At 70.6% G+C, this 25,539-nt stretch carries 30 protein-coding genes; 16 read left to right on the forward strand and 14 right to left on the reverse strand.

Annotated elements, in window-relative coordinates; genetic code table 11:
- Positions 1–222: 222 nt before the first annotated feature.
- A complete protein-coding gene (locus IE278_RS18350; RefSeq protein ID WP_107021358.1) occupies positions 223–1,446 on the reverse strand; it encodes an NAD(P)-dependent malic enzyme in 1,224 nt (407 codons plus the stop codon).
- Between the two features lie 659 nt (positions 1,447–2,105).
- On the opposite strand from IE278_RS18350, the gene IE278_RS18355 reads away from it, so the two are divergent.
- From IE278_RS18355 to IE278_RS18365, 3 genes are read left to right on the forward strand one after another with little or no spacing between them, the layout of a single operon-like run.
- Positions 2,106–3,068, forward strand: a complete 963-nt coding sequence (locus IE278_RS18355) for an ABC transporter substrate-binding protein (protein WP_189773597.1) — start codon at positions 2,106–2,108, stop codon at positions 3,066–3,068.
- A 41-nt stretch (positions 3,069–3,109) separates the two neighbouring features.
- Entirely contained in the window at positions 3,110–4,051 is a 942-nt protein-coding gene (locus IE278_RS18360) for an amino acid ABC transporter permease (protein WP_189773599.1), read from the forward strand.
- 53 nt (positions 4,052–4,104) lie between these two features.
- Positions 4,105–4,857: an amino acid ABC transporter ATP-binding protein gene (locus IE278_RS18365; protein WP_189773744.1), complete on the forward strand. Its 753-nt coding sequence runs from the start codon at positions 4,105–4,107 to the stop codon at positions 4,855–4,857.
- Between the two features lie 176 nt (positions 4,858–5,033).
- Here IE278_RS18365 and IE278_RS18370 read toward each other — a convergent pair whose 3' ends face one another.
- Positions 5,034–5,792 (reverse strand): class I SAM-dependent methyltransferase, encoded by a 759-nt coding sequence (locus tag IE278_RS18370; RefSeq protein ID WP_189773600.1) that lies wholly within the window; start codon positions 5,790–5,792, stop codon positions 5,034–5,036.
- Positions 5,793–5,890: 98 nt separating this feature from the next.
- On the opposite strand from IE278_RS18370, the gene IE278_RS18375 reads away from it, so the two are divergent.
- Positions 5,891–6,520 carry a CGNR zinc finger domain-containing protein gene (locus tag IE278_RS18375; protein WP_189773602.1) on the forward strand — a complete coding sequence of 210 codons (630 nt, stop codon included), beginning with the start codon at positions 5,891–5,893 and terminating at the stop codon, positions 6,518–6,520.
- Here the strand turns inward: IE278_RS18375 and sodX are convergent.
- Positions 6,424–6,858, reverse strand: coding sequence for a nickel-type superoxide dismutase maturation protease (gene sodX, locus IE278_RS18380; protein WP_189773604.1), 435 nt, complete (start codon positions 6,856–6,858; stop codon positions 6,424–6,426). The genes IE278_RS18375 and sodX overlap by 97 nt on opposite strands.
- Positions 6,859–7,002: 144 nt before the next feature.
- Between sodX and sodN the strand changes: the two genes are divergently transcribed.
- Entirely contained in the window at positions 7,003–7,398 is a 396-nt protein-coding gene (sodN, locus tag IE278_RS18385) for a superoxide dismutase, Ni (RefSeq protein WP_005480378.1), read from the forward strand.
- A 230-nt stretch (positions 7,399–7,628) separates the two neighbouring features.
- Positions 7,629–7,982 carry a hypothetical protein gene (locus tag IE278_RS18390; protein WP_189773606.1) on the forward strand — a complete coding sequence of 118 codons (354 nt, stop codon included), beginning with the start codon at positions 7,629–7,631 and terminating at the stop codon, positions 7,980–7,982.
- A gap of 13 nt (positions 7,983–7,995) precedes the next feature.
- On the opposite strand, the gene IE278_RS18395 is transcribed toward IE278_RS18390, so the two are convergent.
- The 5 genes from IE278_RS18395 to IE278_RS18415 all read right to left on the reverse strand — a co-directional run bounded on the left by IE278_RS18395 (position 7,996) and on the right by IE278_RS18415 (position 11,433).
- Positions 7,996–8,325, reverse strand: a complete 330-nt coding sequence (locus tag IE278_RS18395) for a MerR family transcriptional regulator (RefSeq protein ID WP_213089729.1) — start codon at positions 8,323–8,325, stop codon at positions 7,996–7,998.
- 196 nt (positions 8,326–8,521) lie between these two features.
- The gene (locus tag IE278_RS18400; RefSeq protein ID WP_189773610.1) at positions 8,522–9,019 is read right to left on the reverse strand and encodes a hypothetical protein; all 498 of its coding nucleotides are present in this window, start codon (positions 9,017–9,019) and stop codon (positions 8,522–8,524) included.
- Between the two features lie 179 nt (positions 9,020–9,198).
- Positions 9,199–9,585 carry an STAS domain-containing protein gene (locus IE278_RS42955; protein WP_189773612.1) on the reverse strand — a complete coding sequence of 129 codons (387 nt, stop codon included), beginning with the start codon at positions 9,583–9,585 and terminating at the stop codon, positions 9,199–9,201.
- 274 nt (positions 9,586–9,859) lie between these two features.
- On the reverse strand, positions 9,860–10,588 hold the full coding sequence (locus IE278_RS18410; RefSeq protein WP_189773614.1) for a GAF domain-containing protein: 729 nt from the start codon (positions 10,586–10,588) through the stop codon (positions 9,860–9,862).
- Positions 10,585–11,433: a GAF and ANTAR domain-containing protein gene (locus tag IE278_RS18415; RefSeq protein ID WP_246570377.1), complete on the reverse strand. Its 849-nt coding sequence runs from the start codon at positions 11,431–11,433 to the stop codon at positions 10,585–10,587. Before IE278_RS18415 ends, IE278_RS18410 begins: the two co-directional genes overlap by 4 nt.
- Positions 11,434–12,166: 733 nt before the next feature.
- Here IE278_RS18415 and IE278_RS18420 point away from each other — a divergent pair.
- The 5 genes from IE278_RS18420 to IE278_RS18440 all read left to right on the forward strand — a co-directional run bounded on the left by IE278_RS18420 (position 12,167) and on the right by IE278_RS18440 (position 15,788).
- Positions 12,167–12,460 (forward strand): hypothetical protein, encoded by a 294-nt coding sequence (locus tag IE278_RS18420; protein ID WP_189773616.1) that lies wholly within the window; start codon positions 12,167–12,169, stop codon positions 12,458–12,460.
- A gap of 641 nt (positions 12,461–13,101) precedes the next feature.
- Positions 13,102–13,860, forward strand: coding sequence for a GAF and ANTAR domain-containing protein (locus tag IE278_RS18425; RefSeq protein WP_189773618.1), 759 nt, complete (start codon positions 13,102–13,104; stop codon positions 13,858–13,860).
- A gap of 292 nt (positions 13,861–14,152) precedes the next feature.
- Positions 14,153–14,920, forward strand: coding sequence for a GAF and ANTAR domain-containing protein (locus IE278_RS18430; protein ID WP_189773620.1), 768 nt, complete (start codon positions 14,153–14,155; stop codon positions 14,918–14,920).
- A 39-nt stretch (positions 14,921–14,959) separates the two neighbouring features.
- A complete protein-coding gene (locus IE278_RS18435; RefSeq protein ID WP_189773622.1) occupies positions 14,960–15,373 on the forward strand; it encodes a helix-turn-helix transcriptional regulator in 414 nt (137 codons plus the stop codon).
- Positions 15,374–15,377: 4 nt separating this feature from the next.
- Positions 15,378–15,788, forward strand: a complete 411-nt coding sequence (locus tag IE278_RS18440) for a VOC family protein (RefSeq protein ID WP_107021374.1) — start codon at positions 15,378–15,380, stop codon at positions 15,786–15,788.
- A 33-nt stretch (positions 15,789–15,821) separates the two neighbouring features.
- Here IE278_RS18440 and IE278_RS18445 read toward each other — a convergent pair whose 3' ends face one another.
- Both IE278_RS18445 and IE278_RS18450 read right to left on the reverse strand, forming a co-directional pair.
- Positions 15,822–16,088, reverse strand: coding sequence for a hypothetical protein (locus tag IE278_RS18445; protein WP_189773761.1), 267 nt, complete (start codon positions 16,086–16,088; stop codon positions 15,822–15,824).
- A 55-nt stretch (positions 16,089–16,143) separates the two neighbouring features.
- Positions 16,144–16,728 carry a dihydrofolate reductase family protein gene (locus IE278_RS18450; protein WP_189773624.1) on the reverse strand — a complete coding sequence of 195 codons (585 nt, stop codon included), beginning with the start codon at positions 16,726–16,728 and terminating at the stop codon, positions 16,144–16,146.
- A 119-nt stretch (positions 16,729–16,847) separates the two neighbouring features.
- Between IE278_RS18450 and IE278_RS18455 the strand changes: the two genes are divergently transcribed.
- Positions 16,848–17,438 (forward strand): TetR/AcrR family transcriptional regulator, encoded by a 591-nt coding sequence (locus IE278_RS18455; RefSeq protein WP_189773748.1) that lies wholly within the window; start codon positions 16,848–16,850, stop codon positions 17,436–17,438.
- Between the two features lie 175 nt (positions 17,439–17,613).
- Here IE278_RS18455 and IE278_RS18460 read toward each other — a convergent pair whose 3' ends face one another.
- From IE278_RS18460 to IE278_RS18470, 3 genes are all read right to left on the reverse strand, one after another.
- Positions 17,614–18,222 carry a GNAT family N-acetyltransferase gene (locus IE278_RS18460; RefSeq protein ID WP_189773626.1) on the reverse strand — a complete coding sequence of 203 codons (609 nt, stop codon included), beginning with the start codon at positions 18,220–18,222 and terminating at the stop codon, positions 17,614–17,616.
- Positions 18,223–18,413: 191 nt separating this feature from the next.
- Positions 18,414–19,640 (reverse strand): family 2 encapsulin nanocompartment cargo protein polyprenyl transferase, encoded by a 1,227-nt coding sequence (locus tag IE278_RS18465; RefSeq protein ID WP_373312022.1) that lies wholly within the window; start codon positions 19,638–19,640, stop codon positions 18,414–18,416.
- Positions 19,641–19,751: 111 nt separating this feature from the next.
- Positions 19,752–21,158 (reverse strand): family 2B encapsulin nanocompartment shell protein, encoded by a 1,407-nt coding sequence (locus IE278_RS18470; RefSeq protein WP_189773629.1) that lies wholly within the window; start codon positions 21,156–21,158, stop codon positions 19,752–19,754.
- Positions 21,159–21,394: 236 nt separating this feature from the next.
- Here IE278_RS18470 and IE278_RS18475 point away from each other — a divergent pair, with 236 nt between their 5' ends.
- The 3 genes from IE278_RS18475 to IE278_RS18485 all read left to right on the forward strand — a co-directional run bounded on the left by IE278_RS18475 (position 21,395) and on the right by IE278_RS18485 (position 23,403).
- Positions 21,395–21,628, forward strand: a complete 234-nt coding sequence (locus IE278_RS18475; protein ID WP_149511585.1) for a hypothetical protein — start codon at positions 21,395–21,397, stop codon at positions 21,626–21,628.
- Between the two features lie 132 nt (positions 21,629–21,760).
- Entirely contained in the window at positions 21,761–22,351 is a 591-nt protein-coding gene (locus IE278_RS18480; RefSeq protein ID WP_189773632.1) for an N-acetylmuramoyl-L-alanine amidase, read from the forward strand.
- 107 nt (positions 22,352–22,458) lie between these two features.
- Positions 22,459–23,403, forward strand: coding sequence for a 1-aminocyclopropane-1-carboxylate deaminase/D-cysteine desulfhydrase (locus IE278_RS18485; RefSeq protein WP_246570378.1), 945 nt, complete (start codon positions 22,459–22,461; stop codon positions 23,401–23,403).
- Here the strand turns inward: IE278_RS18485 and IE278_RS18490 are convergent.
- Entirely contained in the window at positions 23,400–24,995 is a 1,596-nt protein-coding gene (locus IE278_RS18490) for a Na+/H+ antiporter (protein ID WP_189773636.1), read from the reverse strand. The genes IE278_RS18485 and IE278_RS18490 overlap by 4 nt on opposite strands.
- Positions 24,996–25,056: 61 nt before the next feature.
- Between IE278_RS18490 and IE278_RS18495 the strand changes: the two genes are divergently transcribed.
- Positions 25,057–25,317, forward strand: coding sequence for a UBP-type zinc finger domain-containing protein (locus IE278_RS18495; protein WP_189773638.1), 261 nt, complete (start codon positions 25,057–25,059; stop codon positions 25,315–25,317).
- Positions 25,318–25,539 lie beyond the last annotated feature (222 nt).

A 25,539-nucleotide genomic window follows, 5' to 3' on the forward strand; every position in this document is an offset into this window, starting at 1 on the left:
AACCCCCACCCGCCCGCACCCAACACACCACCCCCACCACTCCCCACCTCAGGGGCGCGGGGAACGGCGCAAAACCCCCCACCGGCCCGCACCCGGCTGATCGCCCGACCGCCCGGCGCAGCCCACACCACCCGCTCAGCCGAACCCCCCGCCGAAAACTTTGGGCCCCGTCCAGGAGGACGGGGCCCAGAGGCGTGCGTGCGGCGGGCGCAGGGCGCGATGCTAGCGCCGCGCCACGCCCTCCGCCCGCGCCGCCGCGGCAACCGCCGCCGTGACCGCCGGCGCCACCCGCTCGTCGAACGGCGACGGAATCACATAGTCCGCGGCAAGGTCGTCCCCGACGACCGCGGCCAGCGCCTCGGCTGCCGCGATCTTCATGCCCTCGGTGATCCGAGACGCCCGCACCTGCAGCGCCCCCGCGAAGATCCCGGGGAACGCCAGCACGTTGTTGATCTGGTTCGGATAGTCCGACCGCCCCGTGGCGACGACCGCCGCGTACTTGTGGGCGACATCGGGATGCACCTCGGGATTCGGGTTCGCCATGGCGAAGACGAACGCGCCCTCGGCCATGGAGGCCACGGCCGGCTCCGGCACCGTACCGCCGGAGACACCGATGAAGACGTCGGCGCCCGCGAGCGCCGACTCCAGCGAGCCGGAGAGGCCCGCCTTGTTGGTCATGACCGCGAGGTCCCGCTTGACCGGGGTCAGATCGTCCCGGTCGACCGACACGATGCCCTTGCGGTCCGCGACGGCGACGTCTCCCAGCCCCGCCTCCAGCAGGAACTTGGCGATGGCCACCCCGGCCGCACCGGCGCCCGAGATCACGGCGCGCAGCTGCCCGAGCGAGCGCCCGGTCAGCCGCGCGGCGTTCCGCAGGGCGGCCAGCGTGACGACGGCCGTCCCGTGCTGGTCGTCGTGGAAGACGGGAATGTCCAGCCTTTCCTGGAGCCGGCGCTCGATCTCGAAGCACCGGGGTGCCGAGATGTCCTCCAGGTTCACGCCGCCGAAGGACGGCGCGAGCCGCACGACGGTCTCGACGATCTCGTCGACGCCCGTGCAGTCCAGCGCGATCGGCACCGCGTCGACCCCGCCGAACTGCTTGAACAGGATCGCCTTGCCCTCCATGACGGGGAGCGAGGCCTCGGGGCCGATGTCGCCGAGACCGAGCACGGCGGTCCCGTCCGTCACGACGGCGACCACGGACGACTTCCATGTGTAGTCGTGGACGAGTTCCGGCTGCTCCGCGATGGCCATGCAGACCTTCGCGACGCCGGGCGTGTACGCGAGGGACAGGTCGTCCTTGTCACGGACGGGCACGGTGGCCTGCACGGCCATCTTCCCGCCACGGTGCAGCGCGAACGCCGGGTCGAAGGAATCGAGGGGCTCGGCCCCGCCGTCCTGATCCGTACTGCTGTCGCTGCGAGGATTGACGATCTCCGCTGCCACTTTGTTTTACCCCTTAAGTCTTAATGGTTGAGGGTCGCCGCTCCGGGTGAGGAGCGGGCGGGCACCGCGCATGTCCCTGATGACTGTTAAGTGCGGAACATGCGCGACGGGCGCGCCGCACACGCGCCCTGAGCCCCGGATGAGGGGTGTAAGGATCCTTCTTACCGGACGGACCGCACCGCGGACGAGTCCATAAAGCGAAGGTCACACGTGGGCGGCCGAAGCTCGCGCGCCGGAGGGCAGGGACCGGCAGATCGCGGCACCCGGGCCCGTATACCGGAGTGCGAAGGTCACATACCGGTGACATGACTCATGGCCGAATACGTCGATCAAGCCCACTTCACGAACAATCCGCCGATAGGCGCCATGGTGTCGCAAGTGCGCAGAAGTGGTCGCTCGTCTCGCGGGATCCGCCGAAGATCCTCCGGCCCTCGCGGAGGTTTTCCGCACAAGATCCGGTCGAGCCGGACCGCTTCGGTCCGGTTAGGGGGTCACCCGTTATCCGATTTTGACATGGCGGGAACCCTGAAGGGACGAGTCCGAATGGCAAGATGCCCTAATCACACGAGGTCGCGACACCCGAAGGTGTGTGTTCTCGTCGACCCATCGGCTACTGCCGACCCATCGGCAACTCCACCCACCCGCCGGAGGAACCCACCATGACCGCACGCTCCACCCGTCGTACGACCGCCGCGCAGTCCCGGATAGCCGCGGTCGGTGCGATCGCGGTCGCAGGCGCCCTGCTGCTCACCGGCTGCGGTGACCAGACCAAGGACAAGGAGAGCGGCGGCAGCGACACCGCCGACTCCAGCGCGGCCCCGCTGGCCGACAAGCTGCCCCAGGCCATCCGCGACAAGGGCGTCATCAAGGTCGGCTCGGACATCGCGTACGCGCCGGTCGAGTTCAAGGACGACTCCGGCAAGACGGTGGGCATCGACCCCGATCTCGCCGACGCCATGGGCAAGCAGCTCGGCGTGAAGTTCGAGTTCGAGAACGGCACGTTCGACACGCTGCTCGGCGGCCTGCGTTCCAAGCGGTACGACATCGCGATGTCCGCGATGACGGACACCAAGAACCGCCAGGACGGCGTCGACGCCGACACCGGCAAGAAGGTCGGCGAGGGCGTCGACTTCGTCGACTACTTCACCGCGGGTGTCTCGATCTACACCAAGAAGGGCGCCGACCAGGGCATCAAGACCTGGTCCGACCTGTGCGGCAAGAAGCTGGTCGTCCAGCGCGGCACCGTCTCGCACGACCTGGCGAAGTCCGAGGCCAAGAAGTGTGCCAAGGGCAAGGCCATCTCCATCGAGGCCTTCGACAACGACCAGCAGGCCCAGACCCGGCTGCGTTCCGGCGGCGCGGACGCCGGCTCCTCCGACTTCCCGGTCGCGGCGTACGCGGTGAAGACCTCGGGCGGCGGCAAGGACTTCCAGCTCGTCGGCGAGCAGGTCGAGGCCGCCCCGTACGGCATCGCGGTCGCCAAGTCGAACACCGAGGTGCGCGACGCCGTCAAGGCCGCGCTCGACGCGATCATCGCGAACGGCGAGTACAAGAAGATCATCGAGAAGTGGGGCGTCGACGCGGGGGCGGTCGAAGAGGCCACGATCAACGGCGGAAAGTGACCGTGTCTCGCTCTTCGACACGTCACTGAAAGGCATCACCCGTGAATGACTTCAAGAAGACCGACTCGTCGGCGGACACCCCGGCGGCCGGGCCGGAGGCGATCAGAGCCATCCCGGTCCGGCACTACGGCCGGTACGTCGCCGCCGTCGTCGCCCTCGGCATCTTCGGCCTGCTCGTCTGGGCCTTCGCCAACGGCGACATCAACTGGGGCGCCATCCCCGACTACTTCTTCAACGACCGCATCCTCAAGGGTGTCCGCGAAACCCTGGTGCTGACGTTCCTGTCGATGCTCATCGGCATCGTCGGCGGCGTGGTCCTGGCCGTGATGCGCCTGTCGAAGAACCCGGTGACCTCGTCGATCGCCTGGTTCTACATCTGGTTCTTCCGCGGCACCCCGGTCCTGGTCCAGCTGTTCGTCTGGTTCAACCTCGGCTTCGTCTTCGAGTACGTCAACCTCGGGCCGATCTACAAGGACCAGTGGGCCGACTTCATGACGCCGTTCCTCACGGCGCTGCTCGGTCTGGGCCTGAACGAGGCCGCGTACATGGCGGAGATCTGCCGCGCGGGTCTGCTCTCGGTCGACGAGGGCCAGACCGAGGCCTCGCACGCCCTGGGCATGAGCCACGGCAAGACCCTGCGCAGGATCGTGATCCCGCAGGCGATGCGCGTGATCGTGCCTCCCACGGGCAACGAGGTCATCAACATGCTGAAGACGACCTCCCTGGTCGCGGCGGTGCAGTATCCCGAACTCCTGCGGTTCTCCCAGGACATCGGCACCACCTCCGGGGCCACGGTCGAGATGCTGTTCCTGGCCGCCGCCTGGTACCTGATCATGACCTCGGTGCTCAGCGTCGGGCAGTACTACGTCGAGCGGTACTACGCCCGCGGGTCGAGCCGTGCGCTGCCGCCCACGCCGATCCAGAAGATCAAGGCGAACGTGCTGTCCCTGTCCAACCGGTCGGGCGGAGGAGCCAAGGCATGAGCACCGGTACGAACGACACGAAGAACGTGCCCGGTGCGGGCTCCGGCACGGCGATGGTGAAGGCCGAGGGCGTCCACAAGTCCTTCGGCCCGGTCGAGGTCCTCAAGGGCATCGACCTCGAAGTGAAGCCCAGCGAGGTCTTCTGCCTGATCGGCCCGTCCGGCTCGGGCAAGTCGACGTTCCTGCGGTGCATCAACCATCTGGAGAAGGTGAACGCGGGGCGGCTGTACGTCGACGGGGAGCTGGTCGGCTACCGCCAGAAGGGCGACAAGCTGTACGAGCTCAAGGACAGCGAGGTCGCGCTGAAGCGGCGGGACATCGGCATGGTGTTCCAGCGCTTCAACCTGTTCCCGCACATGACGGCGCTGGAGAACGTCATGGAGGCGCCGGTCCAGGTCAAGGGCGTGAGCAGGGCCCAGGCGCGCGAGCGTGCGGGTCAGCTCCTGGAGCGGGTCGGGCTGGCCGACAAGGCGGGCAACTACCCCTCGCAGCTCTCCGGCGGTCAGCAGCAGCGGGTCGCGATCGCGCGGGCCCTCGCGATGGAGCCGAAGCTGATGCTGTTCGACGAGCCGACGTCGGCGCTCGACCCCGAGCTGGTCGGTGACGTCCTCGACGTCATGCGCGACCTCGCGGAGTCGGGCATGACGATGATCGTCGTGACCCACGAGATGGGCTTCGCCCGGGAGGTCGGCGACTCGCTGGTCTTCATGGACGAGGGTGTGGTGGTCGAGTCCGGCCACCCCCGAGAGGTCCTGACGAACCCGCGGCACGAACGGACGCAGTCGTTCCTGTCGAAGGTGCTTTAAGCCGTCCGGCGGTCACGGAGGGCACACGCAGGGGCGGTACGGGAAATCCGTACCGCCCCTGCCTTTCAGCCCGTCCGGCGTCTGAGGACGAGCGCGTAGCGCGATACGGGGGGCGAGGGGGCGGAGCCCCCATGCAGTGACGGGAAGGGTAAGGGCGGCGGGGGCGAGAAGAACGCCTACCTGACGGCCAGGACCAGCGCGTCGGACGGCGACCGCCACACCTCCCGCGACTCCGCGAACCCGGCAGCCCGCAGAGCCCCCACATGCCACCCGGCGGACGGAGTGTCCCCGTCCGCATGCTCGCCGTAGATCTCGAACCGCCGGGCCGTGGGCTCCGCGAGCACGGGATCCTGCGCGGCGAGCTGCCACCACGAGGCCCAGTCGAGCGCCCCGGCGGCCTTCGCCGCCTCCATCCGCTCATGCCGCTGCGCCCGGTCCGCCGCGTTGATCAGCGGAGTGCTCTCATCGACCATGTGGTCGGCGTTCATGAACACACCCCCCTCCCGGACGACCCCGGCGACCTGCCCGTACAGGACCGCAAGCGGCTCACTGTGCAGCCAGTGGAGCGCGGTCGCCGTGAGGACGGCGTCGTACGAGTCGTACGGCAGCAGTGAGGCCCACTCGGGGTCCTTGAGGTCCGCCGTGACGAACGCGACCCGGTCGTCGCCCGCGAACGTGCCCTCGGCGATGGTCAGGAGCGCCGGATCGAGATCGACACCGGTACTGACCGCCTTCGGGAACCTTTCGAGGAGCCGGGCCGTGATACTTCCCGTACCGCACGCGAGGTCCAGGACCCGTGGCTCGGGGCCCACCAGTGCCTCGACCATGTCGAGCATGACCCGGAACCGCTCCTCGCGGTCCGGGAGGTACCACTCCTGCTGCCGGTCCCAGCTCTCCTGCCACGCCTGCCAGTCGGACCCGAGGGTGGTCGTCATGAAAGCCCCTTTCCCCACCAGGATGTAATACCCTGGAAGCACAATCAGCCATTACGTGCCCGCACCACGACCATAGAGCGCCCTCGTAAGGACTACAAGTGGAACTGGCCTATTACTCGGATTACGCCGTCCGTCTCGTCAACAGCGAGGAGCCGGCCCGGGGCAAGGACACGCTCACCTCGGTCGAGGCCGTCCGTGACCTCTTCGGGGGCAACGCGTCGGCGGCCCGCCGCGCCAACGACTCGGACGTGACCCGCTTCCGCGGCGTACGGGCCCGGCTGCGCGCGGTCTTCGAGGCGGCCGACGGCGGCGACGAGACGCTCGCCGTGGACCTGCTGAACTCACTGCTGCTGGAGTTCCCGGTCAGCCCGCAGATCTCGGGCCATGACTTCCGGGACGACAACGGCCGCCCGCTGTGGCACATGCACCTGGCGGACCACCCGTCGAACGCGACCGCCGGTTACGCCGCGATCGCCGCGATGGGCCTGGCCTTCCATCTCACCGAGTACGGCGTGGACCGCCTGGGCCTGTGCGAGGCACCGCCGTGCCGCAACGCCTACCTCGACACCTCGACGAACCGCTCCCGGCGCTACTGCTCGGACCGCTGCGCGACCCGGGCGAACGTCGCCGCCTACCGCGCCCGCAAGCGCCTGGAGGCGGACCGGCCGGAGAGCACCGGCCGGGCGGCCGACCACAGCCAGCGCGCGACCGCGAACGGCGAGCGCTGACCCTTCGTGGGCGGCCGGTAGCGGAACCAGACCTTCCCGAGGACCAGTTCCTCGGGCACGGTCCCGTAGTCGGTGCTGTCCCCGCCGGCGAACGAGTTGTCGCCGAGCACCCACCAGCCACCCTCGCGCCGCTCGGCCGCCCGCTTCACGACCAGCAGGTCCTGCTGGAACGGATGGCGCAGGACGACGACGTCACCGGGCCTGACCCTGGCCCCGTACTGCACGACGAGTTGATCGCCGTGCAGCAGCGTGGGCACCATGGACGGCCCCGTCACCTCGGCGGTCCCGAACGGCAGGACACCCCTCACGCGCTCGGTCTCCTGTGACAGCTCCGGCATCCCGGCACCTCCCCGGTCCTATCCTCCACGAGTCCCAGTCTGACCCTGGACTTTTGTCCTAAGCCCATGGGGGCACTCGCGAAAACCCGTCCCTCACGGAGTAATGTCCCACCTGAGAAGACGATCACGAGGAAGGACAGCTCAATGCTTTCCCGCCTGTTTGCCCCCAAGGTCAAGGTCAGCGCACACTGCGACCTGCCCTGTGGTGTGTACGACCCCGCCCAGGCCCGCATCGAGGCGGAGTCGGTCAAGGCCGTTCAGGACAAGATGGCCGCCAACGACGACCCGCACTTCCAGGCCCGCGCCACCGTCATCAAGGAGCAGCGCGCCGAGCTCGCCAAGCACCACGTCTCGGTGCTGTGGAGCGACTACTTCAAGCCCCCGCACTTCGAGAAGTACCCGGAGCTGCACCAGCTGGTCAACGACGCCCTCAAGGCCCTCTCGGCCGCGAAGGCCTCGACCGACCCGGCGACGGGCCAGAAGGCTCTCGACTACATCGCCCAGATCGACAAGATCTTCTGGGAGACGAAGAAGGCCTGACCTCGCGTCAAGCTCTCTGACTTGCGATCGCTTCGATCGCAGCGCCTTCCTGACCGCGCCCGGTCCGCAGGCCGCCGAACCCGGCGTCCGTCGCGGTCCGGGTGCGGTCGTTTTCCGTGCCTCTCGCATACAGGGAATCTCCCCATGGGAGAGAAAAGAAGTTGAGCTGATCGTTGTCAACCCCGCGGTCGGCGGAGTATAGAGAACGGTGACGCGGGAGGGGTGACGCCATGATCACCGAACTGGCTGTGGAGCGGGTCGAGTTCACCTGCGGCCAGTGCCGGGACCGCTGGACCGTCGACTACGACGTACAGCGCTTCATGGACGGCCTCGGCCACGAGTGGGAGTACTTCTCCTGCGACAGCCGCAGTGTGCCGTCGCCCTACACCCTGGAGGGTGCGCCCCGTTGCGGCCACTGCGGCCACCGCCCCGCGGGCCGTCTCACGGCTCGCCGCCCCGTACCGCTGCCCGGCATGCCCGGCTCGCCCCGCAGCCCGGTCCCGGACGCCGGCGGCCACCGGCCGGAACGGCACAGCGCGCCCATGCTGTCGGCGGCCGGCGACCCCCAAGGCGCCGCTCCCTGACGGGCGGTGCCCGTCAGCCCCTCGCCACGCGGCCGCTGTCGACGCGCCGCTCCTGCCGCAACTCGGCCAGGTCGGACTCCAGTTGGGCCACCCGGTGCCGGAGCGTCAGCACATGCCGTACGCCGGCCAGGGTGACGCCCTCCTCGATCAGCGCGAGCGTCTCGGTCACCTGGCCGATCTCCCTGCGGGTGTAGCGCCGCTGGCCGCCGGCCGACCGCACGGGAACGATCACGCGCTGCTCGTCGAGGCGGCGCAGGAAGGCGAGTTGCACGCCGAGCATGTCGGCGACCTGGCCGATGGTGTAGAGCGCCGCGTTCTCGTCGTCGATCGGCAGGGTCGGCACGACCATCCCCCCGTTGAGGCCTCGCAGAAATCCGGCCTGGCACAAACCTGCAAGCCAGTTTACAGATTTCATGGACCGTACTTAATAGAAACGAGGACGGTTTCACCGGCACGCGGACGGTACTCGGGCCGCGCGCGCCCGCGCCACGGCGAACTCGAGCAGGCTTCGGGCAGGCCTCGCGTCCGGCTCGTCGCGCTCACGTCCGCGCGGGGTTCTGCGGCACACGGCCCGGACTGCGCAGCGGAACCCGCCGGCCCACGAGCATGGGGTGGGTCATGGCCAGGAACCAGGTGTCGGACCTGACGTCGAGCCCCCGGGCCTCGGCCAGTCGCCGGCACTCGCGCACGTCGTCGAAGCCAACGATCCAGCGGGGCCGGGCGACGGCGGTGACACTGTGCACCTCGTGCCGGGCGTCGGTCAGGTCGTCGGTCTGCAGCGCGACGAGCCTGCGCGGGGAGATCACCTCGGACAGCGCACGGGCGACGGGACTGTCCTCGGGCAGGAGCGCCACCGGTTCGCCGTCGAAGTGGACCAGCCCGACCAGTTCGATCCGGGGCAGACCACGGCGGGTGACAGCCAGTCGGGCGGCCGGTGTGCGGGCCAGGACCTCCCGGCACTCCTGCTCGGTCAGCCGGGTCCGATGGTCCTGCTCGGTCGTCCGGGCCCGGTCCTCCGGCCCGCTCCGGTGCCGCATGTCCACGCTTCGGCCCTCCGCCGGCGCCCGCTCACGCCGAGGTGGGCGCACGCGGACCGCGTCCGATGTGGGGGTGCCTGCCGGGGTCCTGGGCCGGCGCCCCCGGACCGGGTGAGCCCGGCGCGGGAGCGCCTTCCCACTCTCGTACGGCGAAGGGGCCCCGGCAAGACGCTGTCCGGTCAGGCGGGGACCCCCCGCCCGGAGGCCTTGTCGCACGGTGACCTGGGTTCGTCCAGGAACGTGAAGGTGCGTTCGAGCCGGGAGAGGCGCAGCACGCGGCGGACCTTGTCCGGGGTGTTGGCGAGCCGCAGTTCGATGCCGCTCAGGCATGTCCGGTTCCGGAGGCGGACCAGCATGCGCAGACCGCCGGCGTCCAGGAAGGTCACGGCGCCGAGGTCCACGACGACACCGGACAGGGCCGGGTCCCGAGGGCGGTCGAGGAGTTCGGCCATGCGCGGGAACAGCTCCTGGTCGGCCCAGGCGTCCAGTTCACCGCGCGGCAGGAGTAACAGCGTGTCTCCCGTCGTCCGGTGACGGAGGCCGAAGGTGACGTGATGGGTGCCCATGGCCCACCTCAGTGTTCTTTCCAGGTACGACGTCAAACGCGAGGGCGCGGCTGGGGGGGACGCGCGGCGGATGCCACCAGGGTCTTGGGCGGCACCGAAGTGATACTCAGCATCGTGCCCGGTCAAACACGGTCGTACGCCGTACACGGGGTGGTTCTTGGTGGTAGTTGCACGGATCGGGCGCCCCTGCGCACGCCGTTGCGCAGGGGGCGTGCACAACAGCTCGCGCACGCGGTTGTACAGGGGCGTGCACGACAGCTCGCGCACGCCGGGGTCATCCCCGTGCGGCGAGCACCACGGACGGTTCGAGGGTGCGGCGGACCAGTGCCTGGGCCGTCGAGGTCAACCGGTTGCCGTTGCGGCCGCTGTAGGCGAGCAGGGCCTCCATCGCCTGAGCGGGTTCGAGCTGCCCGTGCTCGACGAGCATGCCCTGCGCCATCTCGACGGTGGCCTTGGCTGCGACGGCCGCCTGGACATGGGTGAGGATGTCCATGGGCCGGGCGGGGTCCGGGCTCCAGTGGACCAGCGCCACGGCGGCCACGTCCGCCAGCGCCTGGGCCAGCCGCAGGTCGCCCGGCAGCAGGCCGGTGGGCGCGGCGAGCAGGAGGCTCACGGAACCGATGGTCTGGTGGTTGACCCGCAGCGGCAGCGCGTGCGCGGCGCCGTAACCGGCTTCCTGGGCCTGGGCCGTGAACCGCGGCCACCGGCCGTCGAGGTCGTCGAGATGGGTGGCGTCGACCGGCAGCCGGGTCCGGTAGCAGTCCCGGCCGGGGCCTTCCCGGGTCTGCGTCTGGACCAGTTCGGCCGAGGCCGCGTGGGCGGAGACCGACATCGTACGAAGGTCGCCACGGACCGTGGCCATCATGACGCTGACCGTGTCGGCGCCCACGATGCCGACGCAGTGCCCGGCCAGGCGGTCCAGCAGCACCACCGGGTCGAACCCGTCGGCGAGGGTATCGGCCAGCCCGACGAACGCCTCTGCGAGCTGCTCTTCTCGGGTCATGACCGGTCACCGTCTCCTTCGTCGCCGAGCCGACCGCGGCCCTTCTGCTGATCGTCGTCCGCTTCCGGATGGAAGCGCAGCGTTCGGGCCAGAATCTCCTGTGCCACCTCGGTGACCGTCCGTCCTTCCGAGAAGGCATGCGCCCGCAATCGGTCCAGTGCCTGCTCGGGATCGACCCCAAGTTGGACCATGACCATGCCAACGGCCTGATGGACCTCGATGTGGTCGGCTTCCGCGGCGTCCACCCATGACGCTACTCCTGCTTCGTCCGCCGACAGGAAGCCGTCCGAGGACGCTTCGAGGTTCAGTACGGCGAACGTGACCGCGTCCCTTGCCAGCAGCGCGATCCGCAGGTCGCGCGGGGACAGGGCGCCGGCGGTGTCCCGGTAGAGGTCGAGGGTGCCGATCGCGAGCGCGCCGGCGCCGAGAGGCAGCGAGAAGACCGCCCGGACACCCAGCTCGACGGCCTGATGGGCGAAGACCGGCCACCGGCGGGCGTCCGGCCCCTGGGTGAGGTCCGGCGCGAGCACCGGGGCGGCCCGGTCGAGGGCACTCTGGCAGGGGCCGTCGCCCAGCGTGTACTGCGCCTCGGCGAGGCGGGCGGCCGTGTCGTCACTGGCGCACCACAGCGCCCGTGCGGTGCTGCTGCCGGTGATCGAGATCGAGGCGCCGGTGACGGGCAGCAGATCCACGCAGGCTCCGCACAGCAGCTCGGGCACCCGGCGCACCTGGCTGGAGGAGGTCAGGGACGTGAAGGCCTCGGTGACCCGGCGACGATCCTCCACATCGGACGGCTGTATACGGTCGGGCATCTCGCTCCCGCCGCCGCGGTTCTCGTGCCGCATCGGCTTCACCTCCGCCCGGTCGCACGGCCATCAGCATGATCCGTCAGTATCGCTCACGCAGGCATCCCCGAAGGGCCGTCACCCGCCCGTCGCGCCTTGTCACGCCACGGCACCCGAGTTCCCAGTCTCGTCCTTCCGACCGCTGCGGGCTCACACCGGTCGGAGTCTTACCGGAACCGACGCACACCGGTTTCGGACTCGTACGGTTTCAGCCGCGGTGACCTCCGCCGTACCGCACGCGCCTCCCGCGCGCTGCCGACCGTGGCCTCCCCGCCGCGCTTGTCGCGCCACCCGCGAGTGGCCGGTCACCCTCTGTCGCGCACTGCCGATCCGGCCTAGGGTGATCAGTGCCCGAGCCCCCGGCGAAGCACCGCGTGTATCAGTGATCCATGAGCGGAAGCCGAGGTGAGGGCCGTGCGAAGGGGGCCGCGCGCCCTGGCGCATCGGCATGCGGCGACCGGCTTCGCCGTGCCGCGCACCGCCCTCGGACGTACGCCGTCCGGCCGCCGTCCCGCACCCGCCGGGTACGCCCGCCGTCACAGGTGCCAGTTGAGCCCCGCCCTGCCCCGGGCCCCCCGCTGTCCCGCCCCGGCACACCTCCCGGCCTGTCGTTCGATCCCGGCGGCGACCGCCCGGACACCCCGCCCGGATCGCGAACACGAGCGCGGACATGTCTGCACCAGGAGCGCCCCACACCAGATTCCCTACGCCGAAGAGGGAGTGTTCCGATCCCATGAGGACGCTGGTCGGCTACGCCAGTGCGCACGGAACCGCCCGGACCTCAACCGAACACCGCCCGGCCGGACCGGTCGAGCACGCTCGCACCGGGACCGTCCCGCACCACTGCCCGGCCCGGCAGGCGTTCGCGTACGAGGCCTTCGCCCTCGGTGGCGCACCCCGCGCCGGTGCCCGGCCGCTGATCCGTCCGCGGGGGCGTGGCGGGCCGCCCGGTGCCAGGCCGCCCCGGGGCGAACGGGTCGGGCACAGACGGGCGACGGTCGGGCGGGAGGCGCCCGTCGGCGACTGACGAGCCGGGATTCCCGCCCGTGGACCGGCTGTGGGAGGTGTTCGTGGCGGAGCTCTCCCGCGGGCTGCGCGCAGGAGAGTCCAGGAATCACGGCACGCCGCGGGACAGGGACCGGAGCGCCCCCGACAAGGAGAACAAGGTCCGGCGCCCTCCTGGAGACGGCGGCGAAAGGAGGAAGAAGTCATGAACCCAGGCCGACCGGCGCAGGAGGGGTGGCCGGCGCAGGAAGGGATGACCGTGGTGCGGCCGGTCGCGGACGGCTCCGCATGACGCCTCGTCACCTCACCCGCGCACGGGCCCCGTTCCCGAGGCGCCCGGACATCCGGTCCGGAACCAGCGCACAGCCGGCCCCGGACGGCGAGGTCCTGGCACCGGCGGGCGGACTCGGGCACCTCTTCCGTCCGCGCTCACGTATCCCCGCGCCGCGAAAACGTCAACGGTTCGTAAAGCTTTGCACCCTCGAAAGGACGCGGAGCGGGAGACACCACCGACCCCGACTCACCGTAGTCGCGCGATGGCGCCATGTGCTTGGCTGTCGTGTGGAACGAACGACAACCCCTCGGTCCGGCGGCGACACCCGGTCACCCGGGGGGCGGTTCGTTCCGGCTCGGCCTCCCACCCAGCCGTCAGGAAAAACGTGAATGAGCAGCGAACCGCTTGACACCACCCGGGCGCAGGAACTGGCTGCGAGCCTGCTGACTCTGGCCGACGCGCCGGCCCGGGGTGAGAACGACGAGCATCTCCTGCGCCGGCTCGCGCACGTCACGGCCCTCGTGCCCGGCGTGGACGCCGCCGCCTGCAGCCTGATCGGCCCGGAGGGCGTTCCCTGGCGGATGGCCGCGTCGGACGAGCGCACGCGCCGGCTGGAGTGCCTTCAGGCCGAGTCCCGGATGGGGCCTTGCCTGGACATCGCACGCGGCAGGGGACCTCTGGCCAACGTTCCGATGTCCCACCCGCACAGCCGGACCCGCTGGCCCCGCTTCACCAGCCGCGCCCTGTCCGAGGGCTTCACCGCTGTCACGGCCCTGCCCCTGGCCCATCAGGACCGGGCGCTGGGCGCGCTCGATCTCTACCACCAGCACGGCCGGCTGGAACAGTCGGGCATCGGGTGGGCCCGGCTCCTCGCCGACGCCACGGCCGTCGGGCTGACCCATCGTGAGGTGCTGCGCGACGCGCTCGTCCGGGGCGATCAACTGCAGAACGCCCTGAACAGCCGCGTCGTCATCGAACAGGCCAAGGGCATCCTCGCCGAACGCCTCGACTGCGACCTCCAGGAGGCGTTCGAGCAGTTGCGCGGCCATGCCCGGGCGGAGCGCATGAAGCTCGCCGACCTGGCCGCCCAGATCGTCGGCAGCCCGTCCGACAGCTCGCCTTTTCCGCGTCGGCGCCGGGCCGTCTGACGACCGTCGAACCGGCCGCGGTCACCGGAACCGCGGTCCCGCTCCGGCCGATCGGCGTGCGGCGGGAGTCACCGAACGGAGCCGACCCGTCGCGTGATTGCCATCGAACCCGAACCGCCGTAGTCGTAGGCTGGATGCCGCCCGCCGTCCCGCGGACCGCCGCCCCGCCGACCGGGGGCCGGAGCGGAACGGAGCCGGCAGAACGAACCGGCGCGGGTCGCTGCGAGTCGGCGTGATCCGCAGGAACGTACCGGCAGAGACAGGCACGAGAAGAACAGGGGAGGCAGCCGGAATGCCCGAGCAGCCGCGCGAGGAGCGGTTGGCCGCCGCTTTCGTGGAACTCGCCACGACCCTGACGGGCGACTTCGACGACATCCACTTCCTGCGCACCCTGTCCGAGCGCTGCGTCGAACTGCTGGACATCGCGGCCGCGGGTGTCGCCCTGGCCGTACCCTGGGACGGCCGGGCGCAGGTCACCGGATCCGACGCCCGTGTCCGCAGCCTCGAACGGAACGGCGTCGACTGGGGCGAAGGGCCGTGCCAGGACTGTCTGCGCACCGGCAACCCCTCCGAGGGGATCGCCCTCGACCACCCCGCCGCGAGTGCGGCCTGGCCCCGGTTCACCCACAGGGCCCGCCGACTGGGATTCCACTCGGTCGCCGCGACGCCCCTGCGCGTCCGCGACGAGGTGGTCGGCGCCCTCAGCTTCTTTCTGGACGGGCCCGGCACACCGGACTCCGGGCAGCTCAGGCTGGGCCGGGCCCTGGCCGACTTCGCCGCCATCCCGATACTGCAGCAGCGGGAACTGCGCCGGCAGATGCGGCTCACCGAGCAGCTGGAGACCGCGCTGGAGTCCCGCATCCTCGTCGAGCAGGCCAAGGGCGCCCTCGCCCAGCGGCGCCGGATCACCGTGGACGAGGCCTTCGCGCTGCTGCGCGACCACGCCCGCTCCCGGCGGCGCCGGATCTCGGCCGTGGCCCGGGAGGTCCTGGACGGCACCGGCGAGCTGTCGCTCTCCGAGCCCGCGGAGCCCGCGGAGCCCGCGGAGCCCGCGGACTGATCCGGGGGCACTGTCAGTGGGCCGTGGGATGCTGAGGGCATGACCACGGAGGACTTGGTCCGACTGCGCAAGGCACGCGACCGCATGGACCGTGAGTACGCGCAGCCGCTGGACGTGCCCATGCTCGCGCGCACCGCGCTGATGTCCCCCGGCCACTTCCAGCGCAGCTTCCGCGCGGCCTTCGGCGAGACGCCGTACGGCTATCTCATGACGCGCCGCATCGAGCGCGCCAAGGCGCTGCTCCGGCGCGGCGACCTGAGCGTCACGGAGGTCTGCTTCGCGGTGGGGTGTACGTCGCTCGGTTCGTTCAGCTCCCGCTTCACGGAGCTGGTCGGCCAGACGCCGAGCGCGTACCGGGCGCGGTCGCACGAACCGGGGGCGGCGATCCCGGCCTGCGTGGCGAAGATGTACACGCGACCGGTGCGCCGAGCGGCGGCGAAGCCTCTAGCGTGAGGCCATGGACCTCAAAATCGCGCAGTGCTTCATCTCGGTCGACGACCACGACCGGGCGCTCGCCTTCTACCGTGACGTGCTGGGCCTGGAGGTCCGTAACGACGTCGGTTTCGAGGGCATGCGCTGGGTGACTGTCGGCCCTCCGCTCCAGCCGGACGTGGAGATCGTCCTGGAACCGCCGCTGGCCGATCCGAACGCACCGGCGGCGGACCGGCAGGCGGTGGCCGAGCTGCTGGCCAAGGGGCTGCTCCGGGGCGTCATCTTCACCACGGAGAACTGCGACGCGACGTACGAGCGGCTGCTCGCCGCGGATGCCGACATCATCCAGGAACCGATGGACCAGCCGTACGGAGTCCGTGACTGCGCGGTCCGCGACCCCGCGGGCAATCTGCTGCGCTTCACCCAGCGCAAGTGACGGGAGCGGGCACCGGCTGTCGGGTGCCGCCGGTCAGGAGTTCCGCTCCGTGGCGGGGCGGGGCTCCTCGGACGGCGCGCCCGGCTCGGTCATGAGCACGGGCTCCGCCTCGGCGGCCGTCAGGGCCGGCTCGGCCCCGGCCTTCGCGGGCTCCTCCCCCGCCTCGTAGCTCGCGCAATGGGGGTTGCGGCAGGGGCCGGGGCCCCAGACAGGCACGTAGACACCCAGGGTCTTGTGCCGACGCACGACCGTGTCGACGGACTGCTCGCAGACCGGACAGAGGGACTCATCGCTGGCCATGCCTCCAGAATATTGCGCAAGGGGCCGGGCCGACAGCCGGGCGGCAGCCCCGGAATCAGCGCTTCCGGCTGTACGTCCGCACGACCGCCCCGTTCTTGAACGTACGCACCTCGCCGAGCGTGAACTCGCTGATCGCGAAGCCGGAGCCGAACATCGGCATGCCGGTGCCCAGCACGATGGGATACGTCTTGATGACCAGCTCGTCGATCTCGTCGATCAGCTCGCCCGCGATCTGCGAGCCGCCGCAGAGGTAGATGCCGAAGTCGCCGTCCTCCGCCTTGAGTTCGCGGACCTTGCCGACCAGGTCGTCGGCGACGATCTCGACGTTCGGGTCGGGTGACTCCTTCAGCGTGCGCGAGGCGACGTACTCGCGCAGGTGGGCGTAGGGGCTGGTGACATCGACCTGCAGCGCCAGGTCGTAGCTGGCGCGGCCCTGGACGACCGTGTCGTACTTCTGGTTCGCCAGGTCGTCGAGGCCCAGAGCGCGGCGGCCGTGGGTGGGCAGCGTCTCCGGATACTCGGTCTTGAGGAACTCGAAGAACTCCTCGTCCACGAACGGGATCATCATCGACCCGTCGCCGCCCGGATCGCCGATGAAGCCGTCGATCGAGCAGGCGATGAAATACGTGAGCTTTCGCAAGCCGGTCTCTTTCCGTAGGCTGTCTGAACCACTCCATTCATAGTGCTTCACTTGTAGTGGTTGCAAGGTGATAACTCGTGGATCCCCGTACGGGACTCAAGTGGGAGAAAGGCTTCCGGATGGCGAGCAACCCGCAGCGCCGGGCCGCGCTGGTCGACGCCGGGGTGGAGGTCCTGGCCCGCGAGGGCGCGCGCGGGCTGACCTTCCGCGCGGTGGACGCCGAGGCCGGGGTACCGGTGGGCACCGCCTCGAACTACTTCACCGGCCGCGACGACCTGCTCCGCCAGATCGACACCCGGCTCCACGAGCGGCTGGCCCCGGATCCGGAGGTCATGGCCGAACTCCTGAAGTCACCGCGGGACCGCTCGCTGATCACGGCTTTCATGCACGACCTCATGGCCCGCGCCCAGCGCGACCGCACGGGCTACCTGGGCCTCCTGGAAATGCGCCTGGAAGCCACCCGCCGCCCCGAACTGCGGGCCTCGTACACGAAGACCGTCCGCGCGGACCTCGAGTACGGCATGGAGTTCCACCGCGCCGCGGGCCTCCCGGGCGGCGACGAAACCGTGACGATCCTCTACGTCGCGATGCTCGGCCTGATCCTCGAACACCTCACCCTGCCGGGAGTACTGGACGGCGTCCTACCAGGAGTAACCGTCCCGAACGACCTGGTAGAACGAATCGTCCACACAATCGTCCCCAGCATTTAGGGGCGCGGGGAACGGCGCACTCAGGCGCAACGGGCGCCCGCCGCCTTTAGGCGCGCAGGGAAATACGCACCGAGCCTCTGCGGCGCCGCAGCGACAAACGCAACGGCCGGCGCACGTTTTTAGGGGCGCGGGGAACTGCGCACCCCAGCCTCAGCGGCGCCGCACCTCAAAACCCCTACCCCCGCAGCGGCGAGCGCAAGGGCTCGCGCCACATCGGCCACATCGACGGCCCCGCGGGCAGCGCGACCGGCCGCCCCGTGAAGGCGAACCCGAGCCGCTCATAGAGCCCCCGGCTCCGCACCCCGCTCGCCTCCAGGTACGCCGCCAGCCCCGCCCCGTCACACCGTTCGAGCACGTGCTGGACGAGCGCCGTCCCGAGCCCCTCCCCCTGCCGGTCCGGCCTGACCGCGATCATCCACAGATATTCGTGGGCCGCGCCCGCCGGATGCGCCTCGGCGGTGAGCCGGGCGATCAGCTCGACCCGTTCGTTGCCGGGATCGACGGCCGCACGCAACTGGGCCGGCCCCTCGACGTCCTCCTCGTGCTCCCCCGCCGGTATCGACAGCCACAGCGCGCAGGCCGAGCCGTCCTCCGTCACGTCCACGTACCCCGCGTCGAGCACGATGTCGAGGAAGGCCCCCATCAGCAGAGGATGCGTACGCCGGCGGTGCTCCGCGTCGGGAAAGACCCAACTGCTCACCGGGTCGTCCTGGAACGCCTCGTCGAGGAGCCGCGTCACGTCCTCCCGGTCGGCCTCGCCCGCTCTTCGGATCGCCACGCCCATGTCCCGCCCCTTTGCCTCAACGGCCCCTGTCCACTTGGCCGTTACAGCCTAGGCGATCACCTGGGCGAGGGGTGGCGGGTCCCGCGCACCGTGGGGATGCGCGGGGCCCGCCGAAACCGGAACCTCTCCGCCCCGCCGCGCCGTCAGGTGCCGCACGCGACAGAGAGGTCCGGTGTCTCAGACGGCCCTCCTCATGACGTCCGGCGGGTCACGAACTCCGCCAACGACAGCAGGCCTTCCGCCGCTTCCAGGTCCGGGACCGCACGGGAGAGATGCCCCAGGGCCCGCGCCATCCGGTCGGCCGCCTGCATCTGGGCCCAGTCGCGACCACCCGCCCGCTCGACCGCGAGGACCGTGCGCTCCAGATCGCCGTCCCGGTACGGAGTCCGGTACAGCTCGGCGAGTTCGGCCGCCGCCGGTGTGCCGGAGGCGAGCGCCGCGACCACGGGGAGGGACTTCTTGCGGGCCATCAGGTCCGCCCCGGCCGGCTTGCCGGTGCGTCCCGGGTCCCCCCAGATACCGATCACGTCGTCGATGAGCTGGAAGGCGAGCCCGGCCTCGCGCCCGAAGGCGTCCAACGCCGCGACATCCGCGTCGTCGGCGCCCGCGTACAGCGCCCCCAACGCACACGCGCAACCCAGGAGCGCCCCGGTCTTGGCCTCGGCCATGGCCAGTACCTCGTCGAGCGTGATGTCGTCCGGGGCACGACGCTCCATCGCGGTGTCGGCCTGCTGTCCCGCGCAGAGCTCGACGACACAGCCGGCGAGCCGCGCGGCCGCCGCCGCGGACGCCGGATGCGGATCCTCGGCGAGCAGCCGGTGCGCCAGCGCCTGCAAGGAGTCCCCCGCGAGGACCGCGTCGGCGTCACCGAACACGGCCCAGGCGGTGGGCCGGTGCCTGCGGGTGGTGTCCCGGTCCATCACGTCGTCGTGCAGCAGCGTGAAGTTGTGCACCAACTCCACGGCGGCGGCCGCCCGTACGGCCGTCGTCCGGTGTCCGCCCAGTGCCCCGGCCGCGGCCAGCACGAGCGCGGGCCGGATGGCCTTGCCCGCGTTCCCCGCCGCCGGAGTGCCGTCCGCGTGCTCCCACCCGAAGTGGTAGAGCGCGACCCGGCGCATCGAGCCGGGCAGCGACTCGACGGCGCGGCGCAGTTCCGGTTCGACCGAGACCCGGGCCCTGTCGAGGATGACGGCCGCCTCCTGTCCTTCGGGCGAGCCGTGCGGCCCGACAGGTACCGGCCCCTGCTCCGGAACGATCCCCTCCGCCACGGACGACGAGCTCTGCCGCGGCCCCGCCGGCGCTTCCGCACCCGTCCCCGTAAGCGGCCCCGCCGGCGCTTCCGCACCCGTCCCCGTAAGCGGCTCCGCACGCGGCTCCGCACGCGTCCCCGTGCGCGTCTCCGTCATGAACTCACCCATGGATCCGCCTCGAAGGTCGCGCGGCCGGTGGCGGTTTCCCCGGCACCGGCGCGTATCCCTGGGGTCTACCCGGTCCGGCGGACGGGGACACGGCACGCACTGCGCCGGAGGTCACCGCCAACGGCCGATCTCGACGTTCTCCAGGACACCGAGCGCGTCGGGCACCAGGACCGCGGCCGAGTAGTACGTCGTGACCAGGTACGACATGATCGCCTGCTCGCTGATGCCCATGAACCGCACGGACAGGCTCGGCTCGATCTCGTCCGGGATACCCGCCTGCTGGAGTCCGATGACCCCCTGCTCCGCCTCGCCCGTACGCATGGCGATGATGGACGTCGTCCTGGCCTCGGTCACCGGGATCTTGTTGCACGGGTAGATCGGCACTCCGCGCCAGGTGGGGATGCGGTTGCCCGCCACGTCCAGGGTCTCCGGGACGAGGCCCCGCCTGTTGAGTTCGCGTCCGAAGGCGGCGATCGCGCGGGGGTGGGCGAGCAGCAGCTTGGTGCCGCGCCGCCTGGTGAGCAGTTCGTCCAGGTCGTCCGGGCTCGGTACGCCGTCGTGCGGCTGGAGCCGCTGGTCGTACTCGCAGTTGTTGAGCAGCCCGAACTCCCGGTTGTTGATGAGCTCGTGCTCCTGGCGCTCCTTCAACGCCTCCACCGTGAGCCGCAACTGCTGCTCGGTCTGGTTCATGGGCTGGTTGTAGAGGTCGGCCACGCGGGTGTGGATGCGCAGCACGGTCTGGGCGACGCTGAGTTCGTACTCCCGTGGCGCCGCGTCGTAGTCGACGTACGTCCCCGGGATGGCGGGCTCTCCCGTGTGGCCGGCCGCGAGGTCGATCTCCTTCTCGCCGTACTTGTTGGCGCGCTGGTGCGGGATCGCGCGCAGTTGCGCGAGGTGCTCGCGCAGGGACTCGGAGCGCTCCGAGATCGTGTCGAAGTGCGTGCGGGACAGCACGAGGACCGTGCACGCGGTGGTCGCGCGGGCCGTGTACTCCCAGATGGCGTCCGGGTCGAGGATCGCCTGGTCGCCGAAGTAGGCGCCGTCCGCGAGCGTCCCCAGCTCCGCGTCGTCCCCGTACGGGCCCGTGCCGATCTTCTCGACCCTGCCGTGTGCCAGCAGGAACACCTCGTCGGCCGGGCTGCCGAAGGAGGCGATCACGCCGCCCGGCTCGAACTCCCGCTGCTCGCAGCGCGCGGCCAGCTCGGCGAGCACCTCCTGGTCCTCGTAGGTGCGCAGCGCCGGCAGTTCGCCGAGCTCCGCCGGGATGACCTGGACGCGGTCACCGGTCTTCACGAAGGTGACGCGGCCGTCTCCCACGGAGTAGCTGAGCCTGCGGTTCACCCGGTACGTGCCGCCCTGCACGTTCACCCACGGCAGCATGCGCAGCAGCCATCGTGAGCTGATCTCCTGCATCTGCGGTGCGGACTTGGTGGTCGTGGCCAGGTTCCGCGCCGCGGATGTGCCGAGACTCTTCTGCGGCTGGTCCTGGTCCGCGCGGATCTCTTCGCCTACCGACATGAAAATGTCCTCCCCATCGTGCAATGAGCGTGCGGCGCCCACACTTCCATCACGGACCGTGCTGGTGCTATTACACGAAAGAGCGGGAATGGATCTTCGCGAAGCGGGGCATACTGCGGGCGCCCGGCCGGACCGGGTGAACCGGGCCGACGGGTCCGAGGGCCCTCCGACCGGGGAACTCCAAGATCGGGCGGCCCGTTGAACAGGCAGAACGCACGACGACGGAGGAGACGGCCATGGCAGGCTTCCTGGACCGCGCGAAGGAACAAGCACAGCGCGGCCTCACGCAGGGCAAGCAGAAGATCGACGAGGTGCAGGCGCAGCGGACCGGCGGCGATCTGCTGAAGACCCTCGGCGCCGCCTACCTCGCGGAGCGGCGTGGCAGCGGTTCCCCGCAGGCCACGCAGCAGGCGCTCCAGGCGGTGGAGAGCCACATCGCGACACACGGGGACGGCTTCCTGCGCGCCTAGCACCTGACGCCCGGCGCCTGGTCCTGGGCACCGGGCGGACGAACAGGTGTTCGCTGCACGGGAGTTGCGGGTACAAGCAGCGGTACGAGGCGGCCACGGCGGGTGGCCGTCGCGCCCCGTGAGGAGGCGGCCGTGGCCTCACCCATGTCCGCGGGCAGTTTTCTGAGCCGGCTCAAGGCGGAGGGAATCACCGTCGTCGAGGTCGGCGACTGGGAGCATCACAACCGCAATCACAAGGGCCCGTGGGGCCCGGTCCACGGCGTGATGATCCATCACACGGTGACGTCGGGCAGCGAGCACACGGTCGAGCTCTGCCGTGACGGTTACAGCGGGTTACCAGGCCCGTTGTGCCACGGTGTCATCACCAAGGACGGCCGCGTCCATCTCGTCGGTTTCGGCCGCTCCAATCACGCGGGCCTCGGTGACGACGACGTCCTGCGCGCGGTGATCGCCGAAACGGCGCTGCCGGCGGACAACGAGGCGAACACCGACGGAAACCGCCATTTCTACGGCTTCGAGTGCGAGAACCTCGGCGACGGCGAGGACCCGTGGCCCGAGGCCCAGTTGGAGGCCGCCGCGCGGGCCGCGGCGGCGGTCTGCCGCCACCACGGCTGGACGGAGCGCTCGGTGATCGGTCATCTGGAATGGCAGCCGGGCAAGATCGACCCCCGGGGCTTCACGATGGCCGCCATGCGGGCGCGCGTCCGGGACCTCCTGCAGTGACGGCCGGGCTCCGCCCGCGGGGCCGGACCTGACCGGGGCGGTGTCGGCGAAGCCCATGTGCCGGCGCAGCCCGCGTGTCGCTCGGACGGGTGTCCGACAATGGGGGTGTGACCGGCCCCGACACCCCTGAAGCAGCCACCCCCGACCTCGGCGTCCTGCGGCCGCGGCTGCCGTCGCCGCTGCGGGAGGTCGTGGACGAGCGGTTCGCGCGCCGCGGTGTGCGGCTGCTGCTCAAGCGGGACGATCTGATCCACCCGGAGCTGATCGGCAACAAGTGGCGCAAGCTGGCCCCGAACCTGCGCGCGGCGGCCGGCCGCACGGTCCTCACCTTCGGCGGCGCGTACTCGAACCATCTGCGGGCCACCGCCGCCGCGGGCCGTCTGCTGGGCCTGCCCACCGTCGGTGTGGTCCGCGGCCAGGAGCTCGCCGACCGCCCCCTGAACCCGTCCCTCGCCCGGTGCGCGGCCGACGGCATGCGGCTCCACTTCGTCGACAGATCGACGTACCGCCACAAGAGCGAGCCGAAGACACTGGCCGCCCTCCTTCGCGCGACCGCCTGCGAGGACGCGTACGTGGTCCCGGAGGGCGGCAGCAACGCCCTCGCCGTACGCGGCTGCACGGCGCTGGGCGAGGAGCTGGGCGAGCACGCCGACGTCGTCGCACTCGCCTGCGGCACGGGCGGCACCCTGGCGGGTCTGGCCGGCGGCCTCCCTCCCGGCAGACGCGCGCTGGGCATACCCGTCCTGAAGGGCGGCTTCCTCGGCGCCGACATACGGGCCCTCCAGGAGGAGGCGTTCGGCGGGCCGCGCGGCGACTGGTCCCTCGACGACCGCTTCCACTTCGGCGGCTACGCCCGTACGCCTCCCGAGCTGGACGCCTTCGCGGCCGACTTCGAGCAGCGCCACGACCTGCCCGTCGAACGTCTCTATGTCGCCAAGTCGCTCTACGGACTCGTGACCCTCGCCGCGGAGGGCGCGTTCCAGCCCGGGACGACGCTCGCGGCCGTCATCACGGGCAGGCCGGACAGCGCCCTGCCGACCGCTCGGACCTAGGTCGTCTCGCGGAACGCGGCGGCCTCCTCCAGGTCCAGGCGCCGCAGCAGGGTCCGCAGCATCTCGTCGTCGATGAAGCGGCCGTCCCGCAGCTTCACGAACACCGCGCGCTCGGCGCCGATCATCTCCCGGGACAGCCGCCTGTAGGTGTCGTCGGCGGTCTCGCCGGTGACGGTGTTGACCTGGCCGAGACGTTCCCAGACGGCGTTGCGGCGGCGCTCCAGGACCGTGCGCAGCCGGTCCGCCAGGGGTGGCGGAAGGGTGTTGCGCTCGTCGGAGAGGAGTTCCTCCAGGCGCCGCTCGGCGGCCCGGGAGGCCTGCGCCTGGGCGTTCGCCTCGGCGAGTGTCTCGGCCTGCTGGTCCCGCCCCGGGAGTTTCAGCATGCGGATGAGCGGTGGCAGCGACAGCCCCTGCACGACGAGCGTTCCGATCACCGTCGTGAAGGTCAGGAAGAGGATCATGTTGCGGCCGGGGAAGTCCTCGCCGCCGTCCGCGGTGAGCGGGATCGAGAAGGCGATGGCGAGCGAGACCACGCCTCTCATACCGGCCCAGCTGATGACGAAGGCCCCCTTCCAGGTGGGGTTCTCCTCCCGTTTCCTGATCCGCGCGGACAGCAGGCGCGGCAGGTAGGTCGCGGGGTACACCCAGGCGAAGCGGGTGGCGACGACGATCAGGAAGAGGACCACCGCGTACCAGGCCGCGCTCGGCCCCTCGTACTCGCCGAGGCCCTTGAGGATCACCGGCAGCTGCAGGCCGATGAGGGCGAAGACCGCCGACTCCAGGATGAACGCGACCATCTTCCAGACGGCCTCCTCCTGGAGCCTGGTCGCGAAGTCGACCTCCCAGTTGCGGTGGCCCAGGTAGAGCGCGACGACGACCACGGCGAGCACTCCGGAGGCGTGCAGCTGCTCGGCGACCGCGTAGGCGAAGAAGGGAGTCAGCAGCGACAGGGAGTTCTGCAGCAGCGCTTCTTTCAGATGCGTGCGCATCCAGTGGATCGGCACCATCAGGACGAGTCCGACGCCGATGCCGCCCAGCGCCGCGAGCAGGAACTCGCCGATGCCGCCCGCCCAGGTCGCGCCCTCTCCGACGGCGGCGGCGAGCGCCACCTTGTAGGCGGTGATCGCGGTCGCGTCGTTCACCAGTGACTCGCCCTGGAGGATCGTGGTGACCCGCGACGGCAGCCCGACCCTGCGCGCCACCGCCGTGGCCGCGACCGCGTCCGGCGGCGCCACGACCGCGCCGAGCACCAGCGCCGCGGTCAGCGACAGGTCCGGCACGATCATGTACGCGGCCCAGCCCACGGCGAACGTCGCGAACAGCACGTACCCGACCGACAGCAGCGCGACCGGGCGGATCTGCGCCCGCAGGTCGAGGTACGAACTGTCCGTGGCGGCCGTGTAGAGCAGCGGAGGCAGCAGCAGCGGCAGGACGATGTGGGGGTCGAGGGTGTAGTCAGGCACCCCTGGGACGTACGAGACGATCAGGCCCGCCGCCACGAGGAGCAGGGGCGCGGGCACCGGAGTACGGCGCGCGGCGCCCGCCACCGCGGCACTGCCCGCGATCAGCAGGAGCAGGGGCATCACATGCATCGGTATCGGCCCGCTTTCATTTCCGCGCGGATTCCCGCACACCCGACGTAATCTGGCAATCATGAAACAGTGCACGCACGCCGACGCGCTGCCGCAGCCGGAACCCGCGCCGCTGAGCGACACCTGCCTGGAGTGCCAGGCCGCGGGCACGCACCCGGTGCAGCTACGACTGTGCCTGGACTGCGGGCACGTGGGCTGCTGCGATTCCTCGCCGATGCGGCACGCCACAGAGCATTTCAAAGAGTCGGGGCATCCGATCATGCGGACCTTCGAGCCCGGTGAGAGCTGGCGCTGGTGCTTCGTCGACCACGTGCTGGTGTGACGTGGGTTCCGGACGGTTCGATGCTCTGACGTCTGGGTACGTCAATCCGGCGCGCCCTCTTCCCAATTGGGCCCGCAGACCTCTAGCCACTGTGCGTATACATAGGTTTACTATGAGTGACAGCAAGGGGTTGGGGTCCCGGGGACAGGAAACCTGAGAGCGCGATAGCGTCACCGCTGAACCACGTAGCGCGTTACCCCGGGGGGCGACCCTCGGCCCCCG

This window comes from Streptomyces tauricus, from assembly GCF_014650955.1.
GTDB classification, from domain to species: domain Bacteria; phylum Actinomycetota; class Actinomycetes; order Streptomycetales; family Streptomycetaceae; genus Streptomyces; species Streptomyces tauricus.

What these genes read in the sequence shown, in the direction of transcription:
- IE278_RS18365 (WP_189773744.1), top strand. Translation starts at nt 4,105, where the DNA reads ATGGTGAAGGCCGAGGGCGTCCACAAGTCCTTCGGCCCGGTCGAGGTC.
- IE278_RS18355 (WP_189773597.1), top strand. Translation starts at nt 2,106, where the DNA reads ATGACCGCACGCTCCACCCGTCGTACGACCGCCGCGCAGTCCCGGATA.
- IE278_RS18435 (WP_189773622.1), top strand. Translation starts at nt 14,960, where the DNA reads ATGACCACGGAGGACTTGGTCCGACTGCGCAAGGCACGCGACCGCATG.
- IE278_RS18490 (WP_189773636.1), bottom strand. Translation starts at nt 24,995, where the DNA reads ATGCATGTGATGCCCCTGCTCCTGCTGATCGCGGGCAGTGCCGCGGTG.
- IE278_RS18400 (WP_189773610.1), bottom strand. Translation starts at nt 9,019, where the DNA reads ATGCGGCACCGGAGCGGGCCGGAGGACCGGGCCCGGACGACCGAGCAG.
- sodX (WP_189773604.1), bottom strand. Translation starts at nt 6,858, where the DNA reads ATGCCGGAGCTGTCACAGGAGACCGAGCGCGTGAGGGGTGTCCTGCCG.
- IE278_RS18475 (WP_149511585.1), top strand. Translation starts at nt 21,395, where the DNA reads ATGGCAGGCTTCCTGGACCGCGCGAAGGAACAAGCACAGCGCGGCCTC.
- IE278_RS18370 (WP_189773600.1), bottom strand. Translation starts at nt 5,792, where the DNA reads ATGACGACCACCCTCGGGTCCGACTGGCAGGCGTGGCAGGAGAGCTGG.
- IE278_RS18430 (WP_189773620.1), top strand. Translation starts at nt 14,153, where the DNA reads ATGCCCGAGCAGCCGCGCGAGGAGCGGTTGGCCGCCGCTTTCGTGGAA.
- IE278_RS18440 (WP_107021374.1), top strand. Translation starts at nt 15,378, where the DNA reads ATGGACCTCAAAATCGCGCAGTGCTTCATCTCGGTCGACGACCACGAC.
- IE278_RS18415 (WP_246570377.1), bottom strand. Translation starts at nt 11,433, where the DNA reads ATGCGGCACGAGAACCGCGGCGGCGGGAGCGAGATGCCCGACCGTATA.
- IE278_RS18460 (WP_189773626.1), bottom strand. Translation starts at nt 18,222, where the DNA reads ATGGGCGTGGCGATCCGAAGAGCGGGCGAGGCCGACCGGGAGGACGTG.
- IE278_RS18495 (WP_189773638.1), top strand. Translation starts at nt 25,057, where the DNA reads ATGAAACAGTGCACGCACGCCGACGCGCTGCCGCAGCCGGAACCCGCG.
- IE278_RS18390 (WP_189773606.1), top strand. Translation starts at nt 7,629, where the DNA reads ATGATCACCGAACTGGCTGTGGAGCGGGTCGAGTTCACCTGCGGCCAG.
- IE278_RS18465 (WP_373312022.1), bottom strand. Translation starts at nt 19,640, where the DNA reads ATGGGTGAGTTCATGACGGAGACGCGCACGGGGACGCGTGCGGAGCCG.
- sodN (WP_005480378.1), top strand. Translation starts at nt 7,003, where the DNA reads ATGCTTTCCCGCCTGTTTGCCCCCAAGGTCAAGGTCAGCGCACACTGC.
- IE278_RS18445 (WP_189773761.1), bottom strand. Translation starts at nt 16,088, where the DNA reads ATGGCCAGCGATGAGTCCCTCTGTCCGGTCTGCGAGCAGTCCGTCGAC.
- IE278_RS18410 (WP_189773614.1), bottom strand. Translation starts at nt 10,588, where the DNA reads ATGACCCGAGAAGAGCAGCTCGCAGAGGCGTTCGTCGGGCTGGCCGAT.
- IE278_RS18420 (WP_189773616.1), top strand. Translation starts at nt 12,167, where the DNA reads ATGAGGACGCTGGTCGGCTACGCCAGTGCGCACGGAACCGCCCGGACC.
- IE278_RS18425 (WP_189773618.1), top strand. Translation starts at nt 13,102, where the DNA reads ATGAGCAGCGAACCGCTTGACACCACCCGGGCGCAGGAACTGGCTGCG.
- IE278_RS42955 (WP_189773612.1), bottom strand. Translation starts at nt 9,585, where the DNA reads ATGGGCACCCATCACGTCACCTTCGGCCTCCGTCACCGGACGACGGGA.
- IE278_RS18455 (WP_189773748.1), top strand. Translation starts at nt 16,848, where the DNA reads ATGGCGAGCAACCCGCAGCGCCGGGCCGCGCTGGTCGACGCCGGGGTG.
- IE278_RS18470 (WP_189773629.1), bottom strand. Translation starts at nt 21,158, where the DNA reads ATGTCGGTAGGCGAAGAGATCCGCGCGGACCAGGACCAGCCGCAGAAG.